This window comes from Thermosporothrix hazakensis (assembly GCF_003253565.1).
GTDB lineage: Bacteria > Chloroflexota > Ktedonobacteria > Ktedonobacterales > Ktedonobacteraceae > Thermosporothrix > Thermosporothrix hazakensis.
Genome location: NZ_QKUF01000001.1, coordinates 502074 through 525965 on the forward strand (window position 1 = coordinate 502074; position 23892 = coordinate 525965).

The 23892-nt window shown below is 53.3% G+C and carries 23 protein-coding genes; 14 read left to right on the forward strand and 9 right to left on the reverse strand.

The annotated features are described in order from the left end of the window. Window positions 1-57: 57 nt before the first annotated feature. From EI42_RS02120 to EI42_RS02130, 3 genes are all read right to left on the reverse strand, one after another. Window positions 58-2556: a mannose-1-phosphate guanyltransferase gene (locus EI42_RS02120; protein ID WP_111318345.1), complete on the reverse strand. Its 2499-nt coding sequence runs from the start codon at window positions 2554-2556 to the stop codon at window positions 58-60. A gap of 187 nt (window positions 2557-2743) precedes the next feature. Further along, window positions 2744-2926 (reverse strand): hypothetical protein, encoded by a 183-nt coding sequence (locus EI42_RS02125; RefSeq protein WP_111318347.1) that lies wholly within the window; start codon window positions 2924-2926, stop codon window positions 2744-2746. Between the two features lie 441 nt (window positions 2927-3367). Continuing rightward, window positions 3368-3607, reverse strand: a complete 240-nt coding sequence (locus EI42_RS02130) for a DUF433 domain-containing protein (RefSeq protein ID WP_111318349.1) — start codon at window positions 3605-3607, stop codon at window positions 3368-3370. Between the two features lie 588 nt (window positions 3608-4195). On the opposite strand from EI42_RS02130, the gene EI42_RS02135 reads away from it, so the two are divergent. The 9 genes from EI42_RS02135 to EI42_RS02170 all read left to right on the forward strand — a co-directional run bounded on the left by EI42_RS02135 (window position 4196) and on the right by EI42_RS02170 (window position 13589). Continuing rightward, window positions 4196-5110, forward strand: coding sequence for a biotin--[acetyl-CoA-carboxylase] ligase (locus EI42_RS02135; RefSeq protein WP_111318351.1), 915 nt, complete (start codon window positions 4196-4198; stop codon window positions 5108-5110). A 62-nt stretch (window positions 5111-5172) separates the two neighbouring features. Further along, window positions 5173-5637: a transcription elongation factor GreA gene (gene greA, locus EI42_RS02140; protein ID WP_111318353.1), complete on the forward strand. Its 465-nt coding sequence runs from the start codon at window positions 5173-5175 to the stop codon at window positions 5635-5637. Between the two features lie 294 nt (window positions 5638-5931). Continuing rightward, window positions 5932-7407, forward strand: coding sequence for a lysine--tRNA ligase (lysS, locus tag EI42_RS02145; protein WP_170142288.1), 1476 nt, complete (start codon window positions 5932-5934; stop codon window positions 7405-7407). A 135-nt stretch (window positions 7408-7542) separates the two neighbouring features. Beyond that, window positions 7543-8301: a ComF family protein gene (locus EI42_RS02150; protein ID WP_170142289.1), complete on the forward strand. Its 759-nt coding sequence runs from the start codon at window positions 7543-7545 to the stop codon at window positions 8299-8301. Window positions 8302-8449: 148 nt separating this feature from the next. After that, window positions 8450-10414, forward strand: coding sequence for an ATP-dependent zinc metalloprotease FtsH (gene ftsH / locus EI42_RS02155; RefSeq protein WP_111318357.1), 1965 nt, complete (start codon window positions 8450-8452; stop codon window positions 10412-10414). An 89-nt stretch (window positions 10415-10503) separates the two neighbouring features. Beyond that, window positions 10504-10650: a hypothetical protein gene (locus EI42_RS33050; protein ID WP_211325993.1), complete on the forward strand. Its 147-nt coding sequence runs from the start codon at window positions 10504-10506 to the stop codon at window positions 10648-10650. Next, on the forward strand, window positions 10628-11842 hold the full coding sequence (argJ, locus tag EI42_RS02160; RefSeq protein ID WP_111318359.1) for a bifunctional glutamate N-acetyltransferase/amino-acid acetyltransferase ArgJ: 1215 nt from the start codon (window positions 10628-10630) through the stop codon (window positions 11840-11842). The genes EI42_RS33050 and argJ overlap by 23 nt, the downstream gene beginning before the upstream one ends. Window positions 11843-11879: 37 nt before the next feature. Then, window positions 11880-13088 carry an acetylornithine transaminase gene (locus EI42_RS02165; protein ID WP_111318361.1) on the forward strand — a complete coding sequence of 403 codons (1209 nt, stop codon included), beginning with the start codon at window positions 11880-11882 and terminating at the stop codon, window positions 13086-13088. A gap of 102 nt (window positions 13089-13190) precedes the next feature. After that, the gene (locus EI42_RS02170) at window positions 13191-13589 is read left to right on the forward strand and encodes a thiol-disulfide oxidoreductase DCC family protein (protein ID WP_111318363.1); all 399 of its coding nucleotides are present in this window, start codon (window positions 13191-13193) and stop codon (window positions 13587-13589) included. On the opposite strand, the gene EI42_RS02175 is transcribed toward EI42_RS02170, so the two are convergent. After that, window positions 13559-14506, reverse strand: coding sequence for a zinc-dependent alcohol dehydrogenase (locus EI42_RS02175; protein WP_111318365.1), 948 nt, complete (start codon window positions 14504-14506; stop codon window positions 13559-13561). The genes EI42_RS02170 and EI42_RS02175 overlap by 31 nt on opposite strands. 158 nt (window positions 14507-14664) lie before the next feature. On the opposite strand from EI42_RS02175, the gene EI42_RS02180 reads away from it, so the two are divergent. From EI42_RS02180 to EI42_RS02195, 5 genes are all read left to right on the forward strand, one after another. Further along, on the forward strand, window positions 14665-15942 hold the full coding sequence (locus EI42_RS02180; protein WP_170142290.1) for a glycosyltransferase: 1278 nt from the start codon (window positions 14665-14667) through the stop codon (window positions 15940-15942). Window positions 15943-16050: 108 nt separating this feature from the next. After that, window positions 16051-16683 carry a TetR/AcrR family transcriptional regulator gene (locus EI42_RS02185; protein WP_111318369.1) on the forward strand — a complete coding sequence of 211 codons (633 nt, stop codon included), beginning with the start codon at window positions 16051-16053 and terminating at the stop codon, window positions 16681-16683. A gap of 63 nt (window positions 16684-16746) precedes the next feature. After that, window positions 16747-17202 (forward strand): DoxX family protein, encoded by a 456-nt coding sequence (locus tag EI42_RS02190; protein ID WP_111318371.1) that lies wholly within the window; start codon window positions 16747-16749, stop codon window positions 17200-17202. A gap of 138 nt (window positions 17203-17340) precedes the next feature. Beyond that, window positions 17341-17496 (forward strand): hypothetical protein, encoded by a 156-nt coding sequence (locus EI42_RS32250; RefSeq protein WP_170142291.1) that lies wholly within the window; start codon window positions 17341-17343, stop codon window positions 17494-17496. Between the two features lie 226 nt (window positions 17497-17722). Beyond that, a complete protein-coding gene (locus EI42_RS02195) occupies window positions 17723-17926 on the forward strand; it encodes a hypothetical protein (RefSeq protein WP_111318373.1) in 204 nt (67 codons plus the stop codon). Window positions 17927-17977: 51 nt separating this feature from the next. Here the strand turns inward: EI42_RS02195 and alaS are convergent, their stop codons facing one another. From alaS to holB, 5 genes are all read right to left on the reverse strand, one after another. Then, on the reverse strand, window positions 17978-19294 hold the full coding sequence (gene alaS, locus EI42_RS02200) for an alanine--tRNA ligase (protein WP_170142292.1): 1317 nt from the start codon (window positions 19292-19294) through the stop codon (window positions 17978-17980). Window positions 19295-19847: 553 nt separating this feature from the next. Beyond that, window positions 19848-20771 (reverse strand): hypothetical protein, encoded by a 924-nt coding sequence (locus EI42_RS02205; RefSeq protein WP_111318377.1) that lies wholly within the window; start codon window positions 20769-20771, stop codon window positions 19848-19850. Between the two features lie 93 nt (window positions 20772-20864). After that, complete coding sequence (locus tag EI42_RS02210; protein WP_111318379.1) at window positions 20865-21857, reverse strand: NAD-dependent epimerase/dehydratase family protein; 993 nt, start codon at window positions 21855-21857, stop codon at window positions 20865-20867. Between the two features lie 151 nt (window positions 21858-22008). Then, window positions 22009-22806, reverse strand: a complete 798-nt coding sequence (locus EI42_RS02215; RefSeq protein ID WP_111318381.1) for an enoyl-CoA hydratase/isomerase family protein — start codon at window positions 22804-22806, stop codon at window positions 22009-22011. A 28-nt stretch (window positions 22807-22834) separates the two neighbouring features. Next, on the reverse strand, window positions 22835-23869 hold the full coding sequence (gene holB, locus EI42_RS02220) for a DNA polymerase III subunit delta' (RefSeq protein WP_111318383.1): 1035 nt from the start codon (window positions 23867-23869) through the stop codon (window positions 22835-22837). Between the last annotated feature and the right edge of the window lie 23 nt (window positions 23870-23892).

The following is a 23892-nucleotide window of genomic DNA, read 5'->3' on the forward strand; positions in this document are numbered from 1 at the left end:
CAAACCAAAAGAAGAAGGGCTCTTCCTGTACAGGAAGAGCCCTTCTGCAAAAGATGTCTACTGTTGCAGGCCACTTACCACACGTGCATATTTTTCCGCAAGTGCTTGAGCCTGCTCATTTGACGTAGACTCGGCCACAACATGGAACAGCGGATTATCGGCGTCGGGCAACACCAGAACCCACTCACTGCCCAGATCGATCTTAATGCCGTCAATCGGCTTGGCACGCCGCTCACGATACTGCTCGCTGAGGATGCGCATCACCTTCCCTTTGTGCTCCCAGGGGCAGGTCACGCGGGTCATGCTCATATAGTATGCCGGAAGATCGTCGACCACCTCAGATAGCCGCATTTCAAAGGTTGCCAGCAGTTCCAGTAGCTTCGCGATCGCCAGCATGCTATCAAAAGCAGGTTGCAGCGACGGGAAGACAAAACCACCGCGTCCATCGCCAACCAGCACCACACCTTCACGCATGGCTGCCGTCATCAGCGCATGTGGCAGAACCTTCGTATGCTGAATATAGCCATCATAGCGCTTCGCGATGTGCTGCAAGACACTGGGAGCTGTTACCGGAGCGGCCACTGTGCCCCCGCGATTCTCGCGCAAGAACAGGCTGGTCATTACCGCCAGCAGCTTCATCCCGTCCAGAATACGCCCGCGATCGTCAACAATCCAGATGCGCTCACCGCCCGGGTCAATCCGAATGCCCATATCCATATTCAGAGCAGAGGTCACAGCCGCGAGGCGCTGCATTGCCCGTCCCTCATCGTCGGGCGAGCTTGGTGCCCCTTCGTCCCGACTGGTATTGAGCACAATGACCTCGCAGCCCAGATCATCAAAAATCTGAGGCAACATCAGGATCGTGCTGCTATGGGCATAATCAACGACGAGCTGGTACTTGCGCTCACGAATCACTTCGTGCTTGATGGTACGATTAAAGCCCTGCATATAGCGGCCACACACATCGGAATCGCTGAGCACATTAATCGCGCCGATCTCATCCATATAGACGCGGCGATAATCTTCACGGAAAAAGAGGTTCTCAATCTTCCGCTCGGTCGTCTTGTTAATATCAAGGCCGTTATGGTCGAAAATCTTGATATCGACGACTCTGGGATCATAGGGAGACACGCGTACATGCACACCACCGACCGCATCTGTATTGCGAATAAAGTAGCGTGCCACAGGAATCGGCACCTGATTGATATCCCAGACATTGACTCCGGCAGAAGGCAGGCCCGCATTAATACCACGCTTAATCATGCGTGACGTGCGGTGTTCATCGCGGTTCAGGCAGACAGTCGCCCCGCGCGCCAGAATCGCGCCATAGGCAGCCCCGATCTTGGTGGCGAACTCGGGTGTGATATCCACATTCACCAGCCCGGTCACACCGTGACGGCTGAAGAGGCTGCGCCGTCCCTGTGATCCCCAGATAATACTGGTATTGACAACGGCCCCGGCCTCAATTTCCTTATCGGGCCAGATCTTGACGTTAGGCTGAATGATCGCGCCATCCTGGATCGTGGAATTATCACCAATGACTGAGCCCTCAAACATCACCGCCTTTCCCTTGACGCTGGTTGAGGTGCCGACGATCGCACCGCGCAGCTCTGCTCGCTCGCCAATATAGGAGTTATTCCAGACAATACTGCGATCAATCTGCGCTCGCTCGTCAATAATGGCGTAGCCACCGATGATGCTCGGGCCATGAATAATCGCGCCCTGTCTCACCTTACAGTCATGTGCAAGATAGACGGGGCCATACAACTGAGCTGAGCCATCGATCTCGACGCCCTCTTCACACCAGATATTGTTGCCGATATTTTTCGCCGGAATCTCAATATCCACGCGTCCCTGTAGAGCGTCAGCATTGGCACGCATATACTCACTTAAATTGCCAACATCACACCAGTACCCCTTTGGCGCAATATAGCCATATATCGGGTCACCCTGCTTCAACATCATCGGGAAGAGTTCCTGACTGAAGTCGAAGGGCTTGTCTTTCTCAAAGTAGGTAAAAATCTTCGGATCCAGCACGTAAATGCCGGTATTGATGGTATCACTGAAAACTTCGCCCCAGCTTGGCTTCTCAAGGAACTGGGTGATATGCCCATCCTCATTGGTGATAATAACTCCATATTCCAGAGGATTATGCACATGCGCCAGCAAAAGCGTTGCCAGGGACTTCTTTTCGTTGTGATACTTGATTAAATCGGTAAGGTCATAATCGGTCAGAGCATCACCACTGATCACCAGAAATGGCTCTGTCAGATGCTCTTCCGCATTTTTGACACTGCCGGCGGTCCCCAGTGGCACATCTTCCCGCGAGTAGGTGATATGCATGCCAAACTGAGAGCCATTGCCAAAGTAATCTTCAATGCTGCTCGCCAGATACTGAACGGTAACTACCACTTCAGTAATTCCGTGTCGTTTCAGCAGATTCAGAATATGTTCCATAACCGGCTTGCCGGCAATGGGGACCATCGGTTTAGGGCGCCGAATCGTTAAGGGGCGTAGCCGTGAGCCTTCACCTCCGGCCATAACAACTGCCTTCATGAGAGCCTCCCTTATCCCAGCTAACTTCCTGAGAGCCAAACTTCACACACTCAACACCGTCAAAAGAAGCACGTAAAGCAAGGAATGAGTAAAATAGATGAAGGACGGCGTAGCTACAGCCACGCCGTCCGAACAACTCCGCTAACATTATTGTACAACAAGAGAAAAACGCGTCGCAAGGCATTTACTACCAGTCACTCAACCTTCCCTGTTCTACCAACCAGCGCACAAAAAGATGACGATAGGTAATTTCAGACGCTTTTTTCTCTTCGTACTCTTCCTGTAATTTGATGAGCTTACGAGCCTCCTCTAAGGAGAATCCCTCGTCAAGGAGGGCATCAATAAGCAAATCCACATACTGGTGTTGCATATACTTGTCCCCCTTACGCATCTAGCTACACATCGTGACGTAGGCCACCATACTCAGAGAGATCCAGGTAAGAACAAAACCAGAGCAATCGTGGATACCACAAGAGGAGACCACCACGGGCAATAAACGATGAGAACAGGTAGAAAAAGGGCATCCCAACAACAAGACAAGAACAGCACAAAGCCCGATGGGTCTGCCTTCTTCCCGCATGCCAAAGACCGAAGATCGCACACAAAGTCCTTGCAAAGCGGGCCAGACTCTTTTTTCAGACAGAGAAAACGTGGAGCATGAACAACGGCCAGATAGATAATGCTATCTGTACCCCTTACCGTCATCACTACTACACAGTATAGCGTATTAACGGGGAATTTGCCACACTGATAGCACTCTTGATTACAAGCCGATTCACGGCAATCAGATGGTTAAAAACGCCGCTGCACACTACCCACCTCGCATATAACGCTTTATTTCTTCTTCATTGTCGTAATAGTAGCTAATCGCGTCATACACCTGAGCGAGAGTGAGATGCTGTTCAGCCGCTATCACTTCGGGGTCAAGGCCGCTCTGGAACAGAAGCATGACATGCCGAACTCCGGTTCGCGTCCCGGCAATAATTGGCTCACCATCATAAATGGTTGAATCACGAATAATATGCGGATGTGCTGTTTGTTCAATACCCATAGCCCCTCCCTTTACACAATATATACCTCTATCAATTATCATATTCTATTTCTATAAATCGAATCAATGCCACGCTGGCAGGGAATAAAAACCTCCCCTATAAACCTCTACCAGACAAGGGGCTGCTTTCACAAAAAATTCACAGTAGACTCAACCACACCAGATAGCGTTATAAGCCAAAGGAGCTGCCTATCACGTTTCTGCGCATGAGTGAGTTTTCAGAAAAAGCTTGACAACTCTTAAAATCCTCTGGTACAATACCTCTCAACGAGCGCAAAGCTGTGTATACATCGCCCTTTTCTCTGCTGACACAGCGGAGGATCTTTTGCACGTATAATGCATGATGGAAGCGGTTGGAAAGCCGTTTTTCTATATGCTGATTGCAATGCCTGACGGGGGGGGTGATAGGCGTTCTGTACGAGTCGCGCCAGACCTCAACCCGGGGCACGCTTCCTAGAACAGAGTGATACACAGTTTTTTCTATTTATCAAACAAGGCACCTCATTAGTGTATCTCGAAGCAAAATCAACGTCTTAATCACGGACTCATACCAGTATTTCTTTTCAGGGTAGATAGAAGCGGAAGAATTTGAAAACAGAGAATACCACTGATACAAACCAATTCGACGTTGACGTTTTACAGAAAGAGCTTTCCCTTCTGGGGACACAGTTTTTTGGGCTTGGCCGACGAACTGTTTTTCTACCGGTCGTCGAGTCAACAAACATCCTGGCGATGCAATGTGCTCTGAAAGGAGCAGATGAAGGGACGGTGATTCTAACCGATAGCCAGACTGCCGGTAAAGGGAGACTGGGAAGACGTTGGATCGATGTGCGCGGGAAGAATGTGCTCTCGTCAACAATCGTAACACCACACTTTCCGCCTTATCTCCTGATTATGCTTGCATCTCTGGCAGTTGTCGATGCAATCGCCGAATGCTGTGGACTAGAAGCTTCGATCAAATGGCCCAATGATATTCTCATCGGCAGCCGGAAAGTTGCTGGTATACTCATTGAGACCAGCCATGACCTATCCGGTCGGATGGTTGCAGTGATGGGCATCGGGATAAACGTCAATGGTCGTATTGAACATATGCCGCTTCCACAACACACTGAAGGCAGTGTGCGGGATAGCGAACAAACACCTGCGCAGGCCGCGCCGCAACAGCGGGCAACCACGCTAGAGACGGAGTGCGAACATCCCGTACAACGGGAAATTCTGCTCGCGCACCTCCTCTATCATCTGGAACGCGTCTATCTGGCGCTCCAGCAGGAGGCGCAAGAAGGGGTGGCCGCCACAAACGGCGATACACAGGCCCGGCAGGTCCTGAACAATTGGCGTCAACGCCTTTCAACCCTGGGGCGTTCTATCAAAGTACATCAGGGAAATACCCTGATCGAAGGGGTCGCGGAAGACGTTGGCGAGAGCGGAGAACTGATCTTACGCTCTTCTACAGGTAAGCGCGTCATTATCACCTGGGGGGACGTTGGGTATCCCTCGGAGTAGTTGACGTTGTAGAGGTACTATCGTTGGAGAACGAACTCCAACCAGAATGAGGGGAACAGAAGATGGAGACACAGGATGTATTCCTAACTTCAGACGGCTTACAGCGTGCTATGAGTCAGCTTGAATTTCTGCGCACAGTGCGGCGCGCAGAGGTGGCGCAGTACCTCCATGATGCTAAAGAGTCCGGCGATGTCATAGACAACCCTGCCTATGACGACGCAAAGGACCAACAGGCTAAACTTGAGTCTCGCATTATGGAGCTCGAACAGCTTATCGCACGTGCCAAGCTGATCGACCATCGACAAACTGACGAAGTTTCCCTGGGCTCGATTGTCCATCTTCGTACTAGCGATGATCGTGAAGTAACCTATACTATTGTTGGTGCTTTTGAAGCCAGCCCGAGCGCCGGTCGCATCTCAAACGAATCCCCGGTAGGTCGTGCACTCCTCGGCCACAAAGCCGGAGATCATATTATGGTCTCCACCCCGGGCGGCGTGAAAGAGTACACCATTATAAGCATCGAATAAGCTCCTCCCGCGCCGCTCCTTTCCTCTCAAACGAGGATACGGTTGCAATCCCAGAAAAACTGAGTCCTCCCGGGTTGGCTATTCCCATTTCACAGCCCAACACCTGGAGGGCTCCTTTTTTTCTTCCCCCTACACGATAGCAAAATGTGATAGCAGGGCACGCTGTCACTACCCAGTAACGCCAAACAATGTTACAATGGACAGAACATGGAGCCTGGTATACCGGTTATCCGTGTCTTTGTCATGCCTGCGGTATACTATGGCACAAAACATCGAAGGGAAAACAAAAACGATATGCCAGAGGAAAGGGAGATACGAATACAGCGCCTCCATGCGTTGCGAGATCAGGGCATAGAACCCTATCCTACAACGGTTGAGCGTTCTCATACAATTGCAGACGTCCAGCAGCACTTTGACGAGTTCGTTGGACCAGAAGGCAATTTTACACTTGTTGGCCGAGTTCGCCTGCTCCGTGTGATGGGGAAAGCCACCTTCGCTACCATTGAGGACGGCACCGGAAGAATTCAGGTCTTCTTCCGCATTAATGATATTGGTGAGGAGAACTATCGCCAGATCAAACTACTTGATGTCGGAGACTTCATCGAGGCCAATGGCTATCTCTTTGTCACCAAAACCGGTGAGCATACGCTGCATGTCCGCAAATGGCGCATTATCTCGAAGGGCCTGCGTCCGCTCCCCGAAAAATTCCACGGGCTTGAAGATATCGAGACCCGCCAGCGGAAACGCTATCTTGACCTGATCGCTAATGGCGAAGAGGTAAAACAGGTATTTGCTACCCGCAGCCGTACGATCAGCGCAATTCGCCGCTTCCTGGATGATCACGGCTACCTGGAGTTTGAGACCCCGATCCTTCAGCCGCTCTATGGTGGCGCGACCGCACGCCCGTTCATTACACACCATAACGCGCTTGATCGCGATCTGTATCTGCGCATCGCAGTTGAGCTTTATCTGAAACGCCTGATCGTTGGCGGCTTCGAGCGCGTCTATGAGCTTGGCCGCAACTTCCGCAATGAGGGCATTGACCGCAGTCATAACCCCGAGTTCACGATGCTTGAGTTCTATCAGGCATATGCAGACTACAACGATATGATGAAGCTGACCGAGGAAATGATTGCCTACGTTGCCCGGCAAGTCAAGGGTAAGCCCGTCGTCACCTATCAGGGGGTCGAAATCGATCTCACGCCTCCCTGGCCGCGCATCCCGCTCCTGGAAGCCATCAAGCAGTATACCGGCATCGACGTGGATCAGTACCCCGATAAAGAGAGCCTCGGCGCGGCAATGCGTGAGCAGGGCTATGAGGTTGATCCTAATCTTGAGCGCGGTCGCCTGATCGATGACTTGAAAGGGGCTATGTTCCGCAAGGGTATTCCCGAGTTGAAGCAGGCCATGTTCCTGATCGACTACCCGCTTGACCTCTCACCGCTGACTAAGAAGCATCGCAGCAAGCCCGGCCTGGTTGAGCGCTTCCAGCCGTTTATTGGTGGCCTTGAGGTCGGAAACGCCTTCACCGAACTCAATGATCCCCTGGATCAGCGCGCCCGCTTTGAGGATCAGATGCGTCAGCGCGCGCAGGGCGACGAGGAAGCACAGATACTTGACGAAGACTTCCTTGAAGCGCTGGAAATCGGGATGCCTCCTACCGGTGGCGTCGGTATCGGCATCGATCGCCTCACAATGGTGATGGCCGATCAGGAGTCCATTCGCGACGTGATCCTGTTCCCGGCTATGCGCAAAACCACCGAAGAATAAATACTGATACATCCCATTCCCCCGGCCTTCTGGTCGGGGGCGCTTTTTCTTTTCAGCCGGCCTTTGTTCTCACCCGTATACTATATAGAAATGAATAGATCAAGAAGGCTTCGGAAAAAGGAAAAGCAGTATTGTATGAACGTATCACCATTACATTGGCTCTACCGAGGGACCTTGAACCTGCTTTTTCCCCCACAGTGTGCAGGTTGCGCTCTCAGTGGAACCGTGCTCTGTAGCCGCTGCATGCAAAGCATCCAGCCGCTGACTCCGCCCTACTGTCCACGCTGCCTGACACTCCTTGCGACACCCGAGGCCTGTTGTCGCCCCTGCACAGAACGCATCTCAGCACTTCGAGGACTGCGCGCTGTCGGGAGCTATACAGGCGTTCTGCTTGCCAGCATTCACGCCTTGAAATATCAGGGTGTCATCGAGCTGGCTGACCCGCTCGGAAAGCTGCTCGCTCAAACCTACCAGCGCCACCATTTGCAAGCAGACATCGTGCTCCCGGTTCCGCTACACCCCGAGCGCCAGCGCCAGCGCGGCTTCAATCAGGCAACGCTTCTTGCACGCGCCTGCGCCAGGCAGCTTGGCATTCCCTGGGATGAGCGGCTGCTGATCCGACGTCGGGCCACATCCTCGCAGGTCGGCCTGACCGCCAGCGAGCGGCGTGCCAATGTAGCGGCTGCCTTCAGCCTTCCTTCTTCGACACGCCGGATCAGAGAGCGAACCATCCTTCTGATCGACGATGTCAGTACGACCGGCGCGACATTGGAAGCCTGTGCACGCCCCTTGTTGGACGCTGGCGCTCAGGCGGTCTGGGGCCTGGTTCTGGCTAAAAGGAATTTCGCACATGAAAGGTCAAGAAATGCAAGCCGTTCTCTTTCATTTCGCTAAATACACAACAGCAAAGAGTCCCTCACCTGATATGCTATAATAGAGCACACAATAATTGATATGAGACAATCAGGAAACTATATGGAGAGGAAAAAGAGCAGCACAAAGCCGCTTTTTGTGCATGCTATCCGTAGAGAGAGGAGCCACAATGCTAAATAGCGGAAAATGGCTTAGAGCAAGCGTTATCTGGCTCCTGGTCATCGCAATCGTCGTTTTTGCGGTCGTCTTCTTTTTTCGCCCACAAACGAATGTCAAAACTGTCAACGTCTCGACACTGTTGCAGCACGTAAAGGAAGACATTCGCCAGGGTAAACAGGACATTTTGAGTGTCAGCAATGACTCACTCACGCTGACACGCGGCAAAGAGGCAAACGCAGCAAAAGAAACCGCAACCGTCAATCCAGGGTTCATGGTCACCCAGGTACTCAAGGATAATGGCATCGACTACGTCAACACCAGTAACCTGACCCTGCAATATGAAGCGCCCAACCAGTTTGGAACGCTGCTCAGTTCTATTGGTGGGATACTCACCTTTCTGCTGTTTCTCGGCCTGCTGTTTATCATTCTGCGACAGGCGCAGGGAGCGAACAATCAGGCGCTCTCGTTTGGCAAGAGCCGCGCCCGCCTGTTTATGGGCAATAAGTCAACGGTGACCTTTGCCGATGTTGCTGGGGTAGAGGAGGCGAAACAGGAGCTACAGGAGATCGTCGAATTTTTGAAATATCCCGAAAAGTTTGTCGCTCTGGGTGCACGCATTCCGAAGGGCCTGCTCCTCGTCGGACCTCCCGGGACCGGAAAGACGCTGGTAGCCCGCGCCGTCGCCGGAGAAGCAGGCGTCCCCTTCTTCAGCATCAGCGGCTCCGAGTTTGTAGAAATGTTTGTCGGCGTTGGAGCCAGTCGCGTGCGTGATCTCTTCGATCAGGCCAAACGCAACAGCCCCTGTATTGTCTTCGTTGATGAAATCGATGCGGTCGGACGCCAGCGCGGCGCTGGTCTGGGCGGCTCCCATGATGAGCGTGAGCAAACCCTGAATCAGATTCTGGTTGAGATGGATGGCTTCGACTCAAACACCAATGTGATTGTGATCGCCGCAACCAACCGCCCCGACGTCCTTGATCCCGCGCTCCTGCGCCCCGGACGCTTTGACCGCCAGGTGGTACTGGATCGCCCTGACATCCGAGGCCGCGTCGCTATTCTTCAAGTCCATGCGCGAGGAAAGCCGCTGGCGGATAATATCTCGCTGGAAACGCTTGCCAAGCAAACCCCGGGCTTCTCCGGTGCTGATCTGGCAAACCTGTTAAATGAGGCTGCGATTCTGGCGGCACGCCGCAATCAACGCCTGATCACAATCAGCGAGCTGGAAGAGGCCATTGACCGCGTGGTCGCTGGACCAGCACGCAAAAGCCGAATTATCAGTGAGCGAGAGAAGGCAATCACCGCCTATCATGAGGTCGGTCATGCGCTGGTCGCTCGTATGCTCCCCAACTGTGACCCCGTGCATAAGGTCTCCATTGTGGCCCGAGGACAGGCCGGAGGCTTTACGATGCTCCTCCCTACTGAGGACCGCTACTTATGGAGTAAGTCCCAGTTTGAAGATATGCTGGCCTACGCACTGGGTGGACATGTGGCCGAGCTCATTATCTTTGGTGAGGTAACAACCGGAGCCTCCAACGATATTGAGCGTATCACAAAAACCGCACGCGCGATGGTCACCGAATATGGCATGAGCAAGCGCCTTGGCCCGATCGCCTTCGGCCATAAAGAAGAGCTGGTCTTTCTGGGACGCGACCTCGGCGAGCAGCGCAACTATAGCGAACAGACCGCCCGCGAGGTTGATGAGGAAGTGCAAAGGATTGTGCAGGAAGCATTCGACCGCGCGTATAACATCTTGCAACAGAATAAAACCCGGCTTGTGCTCATCAGCGAACGCCTGATTACAGAAGAGACCCTGGAAGGGCCTGCCTTTGAGGCACTCTTTAATCAACCCTTAAACGAAGAGCAAGAAGATCAGGACACACACGATACCGCTCACGTATCTCCTGTTCTCAAAAGCGCTACACAGACACAGTATCCCCCTTTACCCTCTCTCTATCGAGAAGAGGCAGAAGGCTAAGAAGTACAGCGGGCGGCATTCGCACCGCCCGTTCGTTTTTCCTCATCTCGGGGCTTGTAGGAACCGAGCGCAGCATTGTACAATGAGATATGGTACAAGTTCCTGACTCCGCACACCTCTATCCAGTGACACGAGCCCAACCGGAACTGATAAATATGGGCTTTGTTGTGCTGAGTTTTGGAGCTTTTTTCAATCAGGAGGAGATAACGGTCTGTGGCAGCAGAACTATTTCGTGAAATCGATCAGTGCGTGACGGCTCCCCGGGGCTTTCGCGCAGGAACCACAGCGTGTGGAATCAAATCCGATGCCGGAATCAAAGATCTGGCAATTCTGGTCTCAGATGTTCCCTGTGTGGCAGCCGGTACCTTTACCACCAGCGCCACCAAAGCCGCGCCAGTCATGGTCTGTCAGGAGCGGCTTAAAGCAGGAAAAGCACAGGCAGTCATTGTGAATAGCGGGAATGCCAATTGTGCCACCGGAGCACAGGGCCTTCAGAACGCCTATCGCATGACTGAGCTGGTCGCCGAACAGTTCGGGCTGGACAAAGATCTTGTGCTCTGCTCCTCAACAGGCATCATCGGACGTCAACTGCCAATGGAGAAGATTGAGGCAGGCGTTCGGAACATCGAGTTAAGCAGCGCAAACGGGAACGATTTTTCGGTTGCTATTATGACAACCGATACGCGCCCCAAGCGTATCGCCCTTGAATTCGAGATCGATGACCGAACGGTACGACTGGGAGGTGTCACCAAAGGCTCGGGTATGATTTACCCGAATATGGCAACCATGTTGTGCTATCTGACAACCGATGCCGCTGTAGAGCAGGAATGGCTTCAGCACGAGCTTCGCGCCGCTGTAGCCGATACATTCAATATGATCTCCGTTGATGGTGATATGTCCACCAACGACACCTGCTTGATCTTTGCCAACGGCCTCGCCGGGAACAATCCTCTGAATGCACGGCACCCGCAGGCGGAGACGTTCCGACAGGCACTCAATTCTATGTTGCGCTATCTGGCTCGTGAGATGGCTCGCGATGGCGAAGGGGCTACGAAATTGATGACGGTCAATGTTCGTGGCGCACGCAGCAAAGCCGACGCCGTCAAAGCGGCGCGCAGCATCACCCTCTCGCCACTCTGGCAATGCGCCGTAGCGGGCAGTGATCCTAACTGGGGACGCATTACAGCAGCACTTGGCGCCAGCGGCTGTGAGCTTGACCAGAATACGTACGATATATATATCGGCGATGTTCAGCTTCTCAAGGCAGGTCTGCCGCTTAACTACGATCAGGCACAGGCAAAGGCTGCAATGCTCGGCGATGAGGTCACGATCACGATTGATCTTCATCTGGGCGAAGGCACTGCAACCGCCTGGGGCTGTGACCTGACACATGGCTACATCGACGAGAACACGTTATACACACGGTAAGGTTCCCATTTTTTTCAGTGAGTAGGAGAAAAAAAGCATGACAACAACGGGGTTGGAAAAACGCGACTGGGCTGCACTTGAGCAGAAATACTATCAGGGTACCTTCAAGCGACAACCCATCACACTGGTGCGCGGTGAAGGAGTACGTGTCTGGGACACAGACGGAAAAAGCTATATTGACTTTGTGGCCGGAATCGCAGTCAACGTCCTGGGCCACTGTCACCCGGCAATCGTTCAGGCTGTACAGGAGCAGGTCACGCAGCTCATCCACGTCTCAAATCTCTTCTACAATGTCCGTCAGATCGAGCTGGCCGAGCAACTGGCGGAGCAGAGCGGCGGTATGCGCTCCTTCTTCTCTAACAGCGGAGCAGAGGCGAACGAAGGTGCGATCAAATTGGCCCGCAAATATGGTCGCCTGCACCGAAACGGCGCATATGAGATTATCAGTATGAAGCGCAGTTTCCACGGACGCACACTTGCCACTACAGCCGCCACCGGTCAGGACTCCTATCAGGCCACCTGGCAACCTCTTCCTGATGGCTTCCAGCAGGTTCCTTTCAACGATCTGGACGCCGTAAAAGCTGCCACAAGCGATAAAACAGCCGCCATTCTGGTCGAAGCCGTGCAGGGCGAAGGCGGTATCTGGCCCGCCTCACAGGAATTTATGCAGGGCTTGCGCCAGTGGTGTGACGAGAAAAACCTTGTCCTGATCTGTGATGAGGTTCAGGCCGGCATGGGGCGCACCGGCACCTTCTTTAGCTGGCAACACTACGGCATCACTCCTGATATTGTGACAATGGCAAAAGGCCTCGCTGGCGGTATCCCCATCGGCGCAATGCTCACAGGTCCACGCACTGACCTCTTCCAGCCCGGTGATCACGGGACAACCTTTGGCGGCAACCCGGTCGCTTGTGCCGCTGGTGTCGCTACCGTGAAGACCATCATGGAGGAGCACCTGCTTGAGAACGCAACTAAAATGGGCGAATACTGGAACACCAAGCTTGAAGAGCTCTGCGCCAAATATGATATTATTGATAGCCCGCGTGGCATCGGTCTGATGCGTGCCGTTCATGTGAAAAACGATCTGGCTGGAACACTGGTTGAGAAGGCGTTGAAAAACGGGCTGCTGCTTAATGCCCTGGGTGGCGATACACTGCGCATGATTCCGCCCTTGATCCTGACACCAGCCGATATTGATGAGGCCGCGCAGATTCTGGATCGCACCCTTGAGGAAGTGACCCGCTAAACATCTGTCTCCTTCGGAGGGTACGCCTGTACCCTCCCCTGTTTGTCACTCCATCCTGGTACTCCACGTGTTTCTAAGAAAACTGTTCTGAAAGGACACGTTATGGATCAGCACACGCCGACACTCACCATCATCTTTGATGGAAGCTGTGGTTTTTGCACTGCGACCACTCTCATTCTGCGTTCCCTTGATTGGCGCAAACGTATCCGCCTTGTGCCGTTTCAGCAGCCCGGCATCCCCGAACAGTACGGCCTGACGCTACAACAATGCGAAACTTCTGTCTGGGCAATCCCGCTCAGTGGGCGCAAGTATTCGGGGGCCAGAGCAATCAGCGCCGCGCTTGACGCCATCACAGTCGTGCCCATCTTCAGCCTGCTCTACCTCTTCCCGCTGATTGGTCCGCTGGAAGAGAAACTCTACCACTGGGTCGCCCGCAATCGCCACCACTTTCCGGGCGTCAAGCCCTACTGTCAACGCCCCGAAGCACGCTGCGGCTCATAGGATACCAGCACCTTAACCGGTCTCATCTCCCCCTGCACCAGCCGCTCAAAGACATCCGGAAGCTCCTGCGCGGAAACCCGCCACTCAAAAAGTGCCTCCAACCCGCTCTGACCTGCAACCTGAAAGAACCAGGCCGCATGCTCCTGATAGTTCCAGCCGTCGCTTGAAGCAAAAAGGGAGAGTTCTTTTTCATGAAAGGCAGGTGTGAGCTGTAAAGGCTCATAGTTTCCGTCTGCCAGCACACACAGGCGTCCCTCCGGCTTCAAATTCCACTGCAATAGTGCAAAGGCGGCGTTTCGACTGGTACACTCAAAGCTCACCGTGTACGTTTCGCTGCTCTCCGGGAGTTCGTTTGGCAACAGCACCCGTCGCGCACCAAGCTTACGAGCCAGCTCATGACGCTGCGGCTCCATTTCAACAACATCCACATGCAGGACACCATATGCCCGCAAGATAAAGAGCGTCATCAGGCCAATTGCTCCGGCCGCGCTCACCAGTACCGCTTCTTCCGGACGCGGCATCACCTTACGCACGCCTTTAGCACAATCACAGGTCAGGATAGTGAGCAGCGCCAGTTCATCCGAGATCTCATCAGGAACACGAATCACCTTTGACTCAGGGATCACGGCATGCGTACGATGTCCATAAAAGCAGACGACTTGCACTCCCGGATGCACGCGCTTCACCTCTGAGCCGCGGGCCAGCACCGTTCCCACGTTCTCGTAACCCGTCATCACAGGGTATTTTGGGAGCGAACTGCTGCGAGCCGTCCCGCTATAGCGTGGCAGCTCACTTCCAATACTGCTCTCTCCCGTCGTCGTCTGAACCAGTACCTCATGCACCCCGAGCTCTGGAAGCTCCTCTGCTATCCATTCCACCTTTTTTGGCGCAAGCACATACAGGCTTCTGGCTTGCATGCGTTGTTCCCTCCCATCTTTTTCCCATACTCTACCATAACCAGCGCGCGATTCACCACGGTTGAGTAACAAAAATGCAGGGTATCCCGTGTCTAACTCAAATAAATCATGCAAATTTCAATTCTGACAGCATTTTTTTCTTACAGGAGACCGCAAGCATGGAGAATGCACCGCTTTTAGATCGCTATGTAGAATTGATCGGTGAAACATTCCTGGAAAATATCTATAAGAAAGCACGATCTGTGGAAGGGATACGAGTCCTGCATATCAATACTACTCACCGAGGCGGCGGCGTTGCTGAGCTACTTGGAGCTCTGACGCCTATCACCGATAATCTCAATATTCAGCATAAGCGCAAGGTTATTCAGCTCGATCCCGACTCGAATCACTTCACAACACGTATTGTTGATATGCTACAGGGCGGTATCGCCGGAACCATTCCCGAAAAGGAGAAGCAGAACTTTCTGCGCTGGCTACAGCAGGCCCTTCCACAGCAGCCAACCGAAGAGGAAAATGCTGATATCTACTTTATCCATGATTTTCAGTTGATCCCGCTGGCCCGACTTTTCCCCTGGCTTCAACCCACCATCTGGTTCTGTCATATCGATACAGATAAGCCGAATCCTGATGCAGTAGACTATATTATGGAATATCAGCGTGATTATCAGCTTTGTGTCTTTAATAATCCGTTTACCGTGTTTAAACAACATCTGGGAGACCGCGCCCAGGTGCTGACCCTCGGCATTGATCCATTTACTGAGAAAAACGCAGCGCTCTCGGCAGATGTCGGCGAAGAATGCCTGATTCGCTGTGGCATCGACCCGAAACGTCCGCTCATTACTCAGGTTGCCCGCTTCGATCGCTGGAAAAACCCGTGGCAAGCCATCGACATCTATCGCCGGGTGAAACGCGAAGAGCCTGAGGTTCAGCTTGCCCTGGTGGGCGCAATGGAGGCAGCAGACGATATCAACGCTCTGAACATTCTGCACGATGTCCAGAAGTATGCGCAGGGGGACCCGGATATTCACCTGCTTTCCGATCCAAAAGTAGTCCGGCATAGAGAGGTAAATGCGCTCCAACGCTATTCCAGTGTGATTTTACAGCGCTCGACAAAAGAGGGCTTCGGTCTGACAATTACTGAGGCGATGTGGAAATATCAGCCAGTGATAGGCACCACAGCCACAGGGCCACGTACTCAGATCATTCATGGCACCAACGGCTATATCAGCGATGAAACTGAAGAGGCCACCGAATATACGCTGCATTTGCTCCGTGATCGAGACAAATGGGAGGAAATGGGACAGCAGGCACACGAGCATGTCCGGCAGCATTATCTGATTCCCACCATGCTGATCCACTACCTGAGCTTGCTGGAAAGCGTATCAGGCCGCACACCAAGCCAGACCGATAATCCCGGAGCAATCCCCGCGGATTAGATCGCTGCTCGCGCTGTCTCAAACGAGATAGCGCTTTCCTTGACAGCTCTGGTTATCTGTGTTTATAATAGTAACGCTGTTAACCTAACAAAGCGAAGGGATCAAGCTATGACCAGAGATGAGCGAGTTCGCGAGGCCATCAAGCAGCGCAAACGACACGAAAAAGAAGAGCTCCGGCAAACGATTGTGAAAGCTGCTGGAGAGCTCTTTCTTGAAGAGGGATACAATCGCTTCTCGCTTCGCAAGGTCGCGGAACGGATCGGTTATTCAGCCACAACGATTTATCACTACTTCAAGGACAAAGACGACCTCTTGTTCACAATTGTCGATTACGGCTTCGAGCGTTTCGCCTACCAGCTTCAGCAGGCTGTGGCGACAGCCACATCAGCCCGCGAACGGCTCGCAGCTCTCTGCCGGGCCTATGTCTCCTTCGGATTGGAGAACCCGATCTACTATCAATTGATGTTTCTGCAACGCTCAGATTTTCTGCTGCAACAAAGAGAAGGTGAAGAGCAGCCTCGCTATGCCTCGTTTCATATCCTGCGTGATACAATCCAGCAAGGAATCAACGAGGGCGTGCTTCGTCCCGGCAATATTGAGGTCTACAGCCAGACGCTCTGGGCGCACGTACATGGCATCGTGTCACTTGCGATCAGCATGCCAGTACTTGACCGTGAGATGCTTCAGCAGATGACCGAATTGACCAGCAGAATGGTCTTTGAGGGCTTGAGCAGCGAATAATTTTCTTTTTTTACCTGCTTAATTAACACCGTTAACCTATATAACAGCAAAAAGGAGAATACTATGTTTTTTCTTGAACTGGTTCTGATTGGTACAACGCTGCTCTGTCGTGGGCTCGGTCTGCTAGGACTGACCTTCTTCACAGCGTGGCAGAACTGCACAAGTGTCGCGTTTGCGCTGATGCTTGTCATGACCGCCACCACTCACTTTACCGCAACCAGGTATGAGCTTACCAGGATGGTCCCCTCGTTTTTGCCCTTTCCTCAGGCTCTGGTGACGCTTACAGGAATCTTTGAATTCCTGGGGGCATTCGGTCTCCTGTTTCCGTTGACGCGAAATATCACGGGCTGGTGTCTGATCCTGTTACTGCTGGTGATGTTTCCCGCAAATGTCAAAGCCGCCCGTGAGCAACTACCGTTACGGGGAAAGACAGCAACGCCTCTCTGGCTCCGGATACCAATGCAGCTTCTCATTATTGGTTACGCACTCATTGCTGCATTGCCCGTTTTCAATCCATAACCCTGTCAGCAAGCTGAGGTATTCTATAAGAGCTTATTGTTCTATTCAGCAAAGAACTGGTAACAGTGGACTTTTATAAATAGAAGACTTATTCGGAGTAATAGACCTGAGTCCCCAGATAATACGCAATGACGCAGCATGAGGGATTATTCCCCTGGACAACGCGGGAAGCAGGGGTATCGCTACTATACCCCGCTTCATCTGGCAATACTCTGGCTGGCTCATCTGCTGGTTGGCCCGTTTACCGGGTTAGCGCTCGTCAGCTCATACAGGCAGCTAGTCAAGGAAATCTGATAGTAATAACCGCCTTGATCGATGGTGCTACGCCCGGCTTTATCACGAAGTGGCAGTAAATTGAAGAGATGCAGCATCTGCTCCATCAGGCCTCCGAGACCCTCGCAGACGAAAAAGCGGCAGCGGCTCCACATGCATGAAGCCGCGATGCAGGTCGATGCCCAGCCCTCGACTCGTCGTTTCTGGGAGGAGCAAGGCCAGCTTCCCCCAAACGCGACCCCCGAGAATGGCTACCGTATACAAGGCAGAACAACGGCCCACTATTCAGGTAGTCGTACGGCTGCGTAAAGCCGACTATCATGAGACAGCGCTTCAAATGACCCTGATCCGACTTGAGCAGGGATCGCCAGAACAAGCCGTGCTTGCCGCGGAAAAGCGCCACCAGGAGCTGACCGAAAGCAACCGCCGCTATCAGGGCTTATCTCCATGAATACCGCGGTGTTCAGATTGCCAGCGATCCCTGCTATGATGCACCAGAAAGTTAGCTCCCACTTCTTATAATCGCGCGTCGGGAGCGTTCCTGTTGCTCCTGACGGCAGCGCTCATACCCCTGCATATCCACCTTCAACCCGGAACGACTCAGAACCCTCTGCGTCAGGTCGGGCGGAAACCCATAGGTATCATGCAAGCGGAAAACCTCTGCACCGCTTAGCGTGTGCTCACCGCGCTCGTGCAGGCTGTTCATAACGTCTTCCAGATAACGTACGCCCTTTTCCAGCGTCCGAAGGAAGCGCGTTTCCTCATCGGTCGTCCAGTCCAGAATCTCCTGAGAGTGCTCGATAAGCTCCGGGAAGATTGATCCCATCGTTTCAATGACGGTCAGCACCAGCTCACCCAGAAACGAACGCGGTAGCCCCAGTTCACGCCCGATATAGATTGCACGCCGTATCAGCCGCCGCAGCACATAGCCATGTCGGGTATTGCTCGGGCGCACGCCATCCGCGATCAGAAACGCAATCGAGCGGCAATGATCCATGATGGTATGATAGTATGCCTGCCGTTCCCGATACTGTTCAGGACTCGTATCACGGATCAGGCGCTGAAGCAGCGGTTGAAACAGATCTGTTTGATAGTCATTTCCGACACCCTGAAGCACGGAGCAGAGGCGCTCAAGGCCCATTCCGGTATCAACCGAGGGACGATCCAGCGGATGCAGCATCCCTTGTTCATCGCGATAATACTGAACAAACACCAGATTCCAGAGCTCCATATAGGTATCATCCTCAGAGTTCACCCCTTCTGGTCGCTGCATGGACAGATCATCCCCATGATAATAGTGGATCTCTGAAGATGGACCACAGGGGCCCGTCTCCCCCATCATCCAGAAGTTCTCCTTATCGCCAAAGCGCAGAATCCGTGACGGCTCCACCCCAATCTCACGCCAGAGCTGCTCCGCCTCATCGTCACCAGTGTGGACCGTGATCCAGAGCCGCTCAACGGGGATGCAATAAACCTCGGTCAGCAGCTCCCACGCATACTGAATCGCCTCTCGCTTGAAGTACTCTCCAAACGAGAAGTTCCCGAGCATCTCAAAAAAGGTATGATGACGGGGTGAGGGCCCGACCTCTTCCAGGTCGTTATGTTTGCCCGACACCCGCAGGCACTTCTGCGAAGAGCAGACAAGCCGATCCAGCTTATCCGGCCCTCCCAGAAAACGATCTTTAAACGGCACCATTCCCGCATTAACAAACAGAAGTGAGGGGTCTTGTTTCGGCACCAGAGAAGCACTCGGGCGACGGGTATGGCCTTTGCACTGAAAAAATTCCAGGAACGTCTGGCGAATCTCGTTACTTTGCATTATAGCTTTCCTTTCTAACAAACGTAGATCATGACATGAATACAACAGCACTTTTAGCTTTCCGCCTTCTCTCGCCCGGGACGTTCTCTGAGCAATCAAAAAGCCCATCCTGAGCAACTATCTGCTCAGGACGGGCTGTCTTCTTCTACTTCATCAACAGTACCCGCGGTACCACCTGAATTGGTCATCTCTCTGCCATTGAAGGTGTAATACAGAGAAACTTCCCTCTCACCAGGCACGGAACATACGCGTCAGCTTCAAGAGTGCTGAGAACAGCATACATTCGATGCCCTGCCCCGTGGTAACGGAGGGCAACCGGCAAGGATTACAAGGCGAAAAGCGTTCATCCTGCGTCGCGACCGGCTAGCGGTCTGAGGGGGGCACAGCATGCGCTTATGGGAAATGCCGGTCTTCCACCATCACCGACTCGCTGGCGTGCTCCATAGCACACATACTTTCGTCCCTCGCGGCGACTTCATCTCAATTTCGTTTTTACAAAGGGTTAATCAAGATATAATCAAGTATAATGTATCCTTACGCCAAAGTCAACCAGCTATTTCAGCACATACCCGTACACCTCATAGCCGCGTCCAAAGCGCCCTTCTTGTGGTAAATCGGTAATCCAATCCCACTTGCGCTCTTCCACCACCTCGAAGTTCTCCCGCACCAGATCGAAGAAGCGACGCGGCACCAGAGGCAGATAGCGACGATGTTTGGCATCATGGTCTGTGCCATGCACCATAAAGGCAAATCCACGAACATCGGAGAGCAGTACCACCACGCCGCCCTTATCCAGTAACGAGCGCAAAAAGTGCAGGTGCGATGTCACCAGGCGCAGACGGAAATCCTGAGCGGCCTGCTGATAACGAGCATGTCGTTCCTGTTCACCAAGCAACTGAGGGGCAACACTCTGAATCTGGTCCAGAATGTCCAGCAGAGGATAGCTGAAGAGCTGTGATAGCACCAGCGAGCTGACAACCAGCCCATAATCACCAACCCCGAGATCACCGATCTCTGGCGGATCAGGAACCGGGCACCGCTCAAGGCAGTCTGCCGCAAGTGAAAAGAGCGTATCAGCGCCTCGCTTCGCGGCCTCATCCCAACGCTGCACACGCATAATTCGTTGTAGATTGAAGCTCACCAGCCCGCTGACATCACACTCGACCAGCCGCATACGTCGGCGCAGCGTGACAGCAGTCAACTGCTCATCGCAGGCGCGGCGCATTCCGGCATAATCAAGATCGGCCAGAACTACCTCTTCTGAGCCGCGACATAGCTCAACCAGAGGAACTTCTGTACAGGTTCCCGCACCCAGAACGACCGTCGCTTGAGAGGTACTTCGCGGGCGCAGATGCAGCCCCTGTTTCATCAGTTCAACGCAGTTTTCCAGATGGTGCGGCGAATGAGCCTGTAACCACTCTCGCCGCGCCATTCCCTGTGTCTGGGCATTGTTAAAAGAAAGTTTATCTATACGCACTGTGTATCCTCAGATAGCAATCATCAGGTTTCCCTCTATTATACTATAAGAAGACCCACTCACAGGGCGTATCTAACAATGGATATCTGGCAATCAGGCGTTGGCGGTATGCCAGGCCTGAAGCACTGCCTGCTCCTGTTCCGGCTTCAACGAGCGTACTTTCTCGGGGTCGGCGGGATACTCCTTCGCCCAGGCCAACGTATCACGCACCGTTTCCTCAAGCGGTCGAAAGCGCAAACCGGCATCCAGTGCCCGCTGAATATTCACTTGCTGGAACCAGTTGCCGGCATCGCCAGGAATCCAGAGCGGCAAACCAACCCACGGCAGCACCTCATGCTGTTCCAGAAACTCTTCGCTGACCGGGGTAAAGCGGGCATCGCTTCCCGTCACAGCCTTGCAGGTCTCTACCACCGTTTGCAGCGTCAGAGCATAATCGGGGCCAGTCGCGTTATAGGTCCCGGCTTTTCCCTGCTCCACCAGATCCAGCGTCCAGGCCGCGAGGTCACGTACGTCGATTATCTGCACTGCCTGCTGCTTGGCAGGAACCAACACCTCACCACCCTGTGCAATGCGTACCGGCCAGTACGTAAAGCGGTTGGAGGGATCCCAGGGACCAACGATCAGCCCGGGACGGATAATCGCCGCGCGTCCGGGGAAAGCCTCCTCAACAACCTGCTCACAGAGTGCTTTCAAGGGGCCATAGGTCTCTTCAGTTATCTCTGTAGTATCCTTGTCTTTGAGTTGCGCCACCGGGTACGTTTCATCGGCATTCGGACCGACAAATTCTTCATACACACTGATCGATGAAATAAAGGCATAATGCTTGACCGACGAGGCCAGTGCTTCCACCGTCTTCCGTACAACACCCGGAACATAGCCGCTTGGATCAATCACCGCGTCCCACGCGCGTCCCTCTAACAGGTGCAGATCAGTAGCGCGATCACCATGAATCTGCTCCACCTGCGAGAACAGCTCTGGATTCGTTTTACCTCGATTGAACAGCGTCACCTCGTGACCACGCCGCAATGCGATATCGACAACATGCCGTCCCAGAAACTTCGTACCACCGAGAATCAGAAGCCGCATAATTCATTCCTCTTTCTTAGCTGGCGAGTCAGCGGTTTTTTTCTAGCATACAGGAGACAAAGGCATCGGGAGAAGAGAAAAACAATGCTGATAGCATACATCCGACGAGAACAATGCTATCAGCATAGATTCCAATATTACAATGAAACGCTTAGCGCCCGCTGAAACGGGGAGGACGCTTCTGCAAAAAGGCCGCAACACCCTCTTGATGATCCTCTGTTGTAAGCGCCTGGTCCTGAAGCTTGCTTTCGAGACGCAGCGATTCCGCAAGCTCGGTGTCCAGTGAGGCAAACATCAGCTCTTTGATCAGCGCATATGTGCGCGTTGGGCCAGCAGCCAGCCGTTGAGCGAGCTTTCTGGTTTCAGTCTCAAAATCAGCCAGGGGGACACAGCGATTGACCAGCCCGATCCGTTCGGCTTCGTGGGCATCGAGCTCATCGGCCAGCATCGCTAGCTCAAGTGCACGCCCCAGACCAACCAGCCGCGGAAGGAAATAGCTGCCACCACCATCAGGAACAAGGCCAATGCGAGAAAAGGCTTCCAGAAAACGGGCATCATCGGCAGCAATGCGGAGATCACAGGCCAGCGCAATATTGCAGGAAATACCGGCCGCCACGCCATGAATAGCCGCCAGCGTCGGTTTGGGCATCGTATGAAGCGCCTGTACCAGTCGGTGATAGAGGTCCAGGTGCTCACCGACCGAGATCTGCTTACCGCGACTATACTCCCATGCGAACCGGGTCAGATCCTGACCAGAACCAAATGCGCGACCGGCTCCCCTCAGCACCACACAGCGGATCGCATTGTCACGCGCCGCCTCCTCAGTTACCGCAACCAGTTCCTCTAACATCAGATCATTGATAGCGTTCAACACTTCGGGACGATTCATCGTGATCACAAGCACCTGTCCGTCGCGTTCCAGCAGCAGGTGCTGAAAAGGGGTACTCATGGTTATAAACTCCTATTCCTTCAGGAGCCTACACATTGAATGCAGGCAGATCCAGCATCAATACTTCCAGGGCAATGCGCGGGTTTACGTTCTGCTCAATGGCCTCACGGGCCTTCAAAATGTTCTTGATCGTCTGTTCCGCTACCGTTGAGGGCAGCTTTGCGGCCTGTTTCATCAACAGATCTCGCATATCAGCATTGACAATAAGATCAACGCAATTATTACTTGCAAGCAAGAGATCACGCCACCAGAGCAGCCAGAGTTCCAGCAGGTCGCCAAGCTCACCGATGCGGTCAGCAGCAGTTATCTTCTGAGCATAGTCAAAGCGCTCAACACGAGAGAGGGTAGGCAACATAGCAAGCTGTTCCAGATGCTCACGCCGCTCATCCAGCATCTCATCATCCTCAATTGCCTGTATCGCCCACCCCATCCGGCCAGCGGCCAGCGCGGAGACCAATTCGGCATGTTCGGCTTCAACCTGCCAGCCCTCGATTAAAGCCTGCTTGATCTGTGTAGCGGTGAGCAACTGCAACGAGAGCATCTGTACACGGGAAAGGATGGTCGGCAGCAACAGTCCGGGCTCGGGAACCGTCAGGATCAGCACCACATCGGGCTCTGGCTCCTCAAGCGTCTTGAGCAGGCAGTTCGCCGCCTGAAGGTTCATATATTGTGCGTCGGGAATAATGAAGATATTGCGTCGTCCCTCCATTGTGCGCCGAGCCGAGCGGTTCTGTAGCTCACGAATCTGCTCAATCAGAATAAACTGCTTATCGGGCGCTTTCTCAATAATGTGGACGTCGGGATGATTGCCATGCAGTACCTTCCGGCAGGCGAGGCAGGTATTGCAGGGATCCTGAGGCGAGACTGCTGGATCAGGCCCTCCAGTGCACAGGAGCGTCTGCGCCAGTCGCCGGGCGAGAAGCGTTTTGCCGATACGCGGGGGGCCTACGAGTAAATAGGCATGACGTATCTGCTGTGCCGCCAGAGCCCGCCGTAAAATATCAATCGCATGTTCGTGGCCGACAATATTCCAGCCACGTGCTGATATCTCATGAGTACTCATGAATTCATGGTAACAGAAAGTTC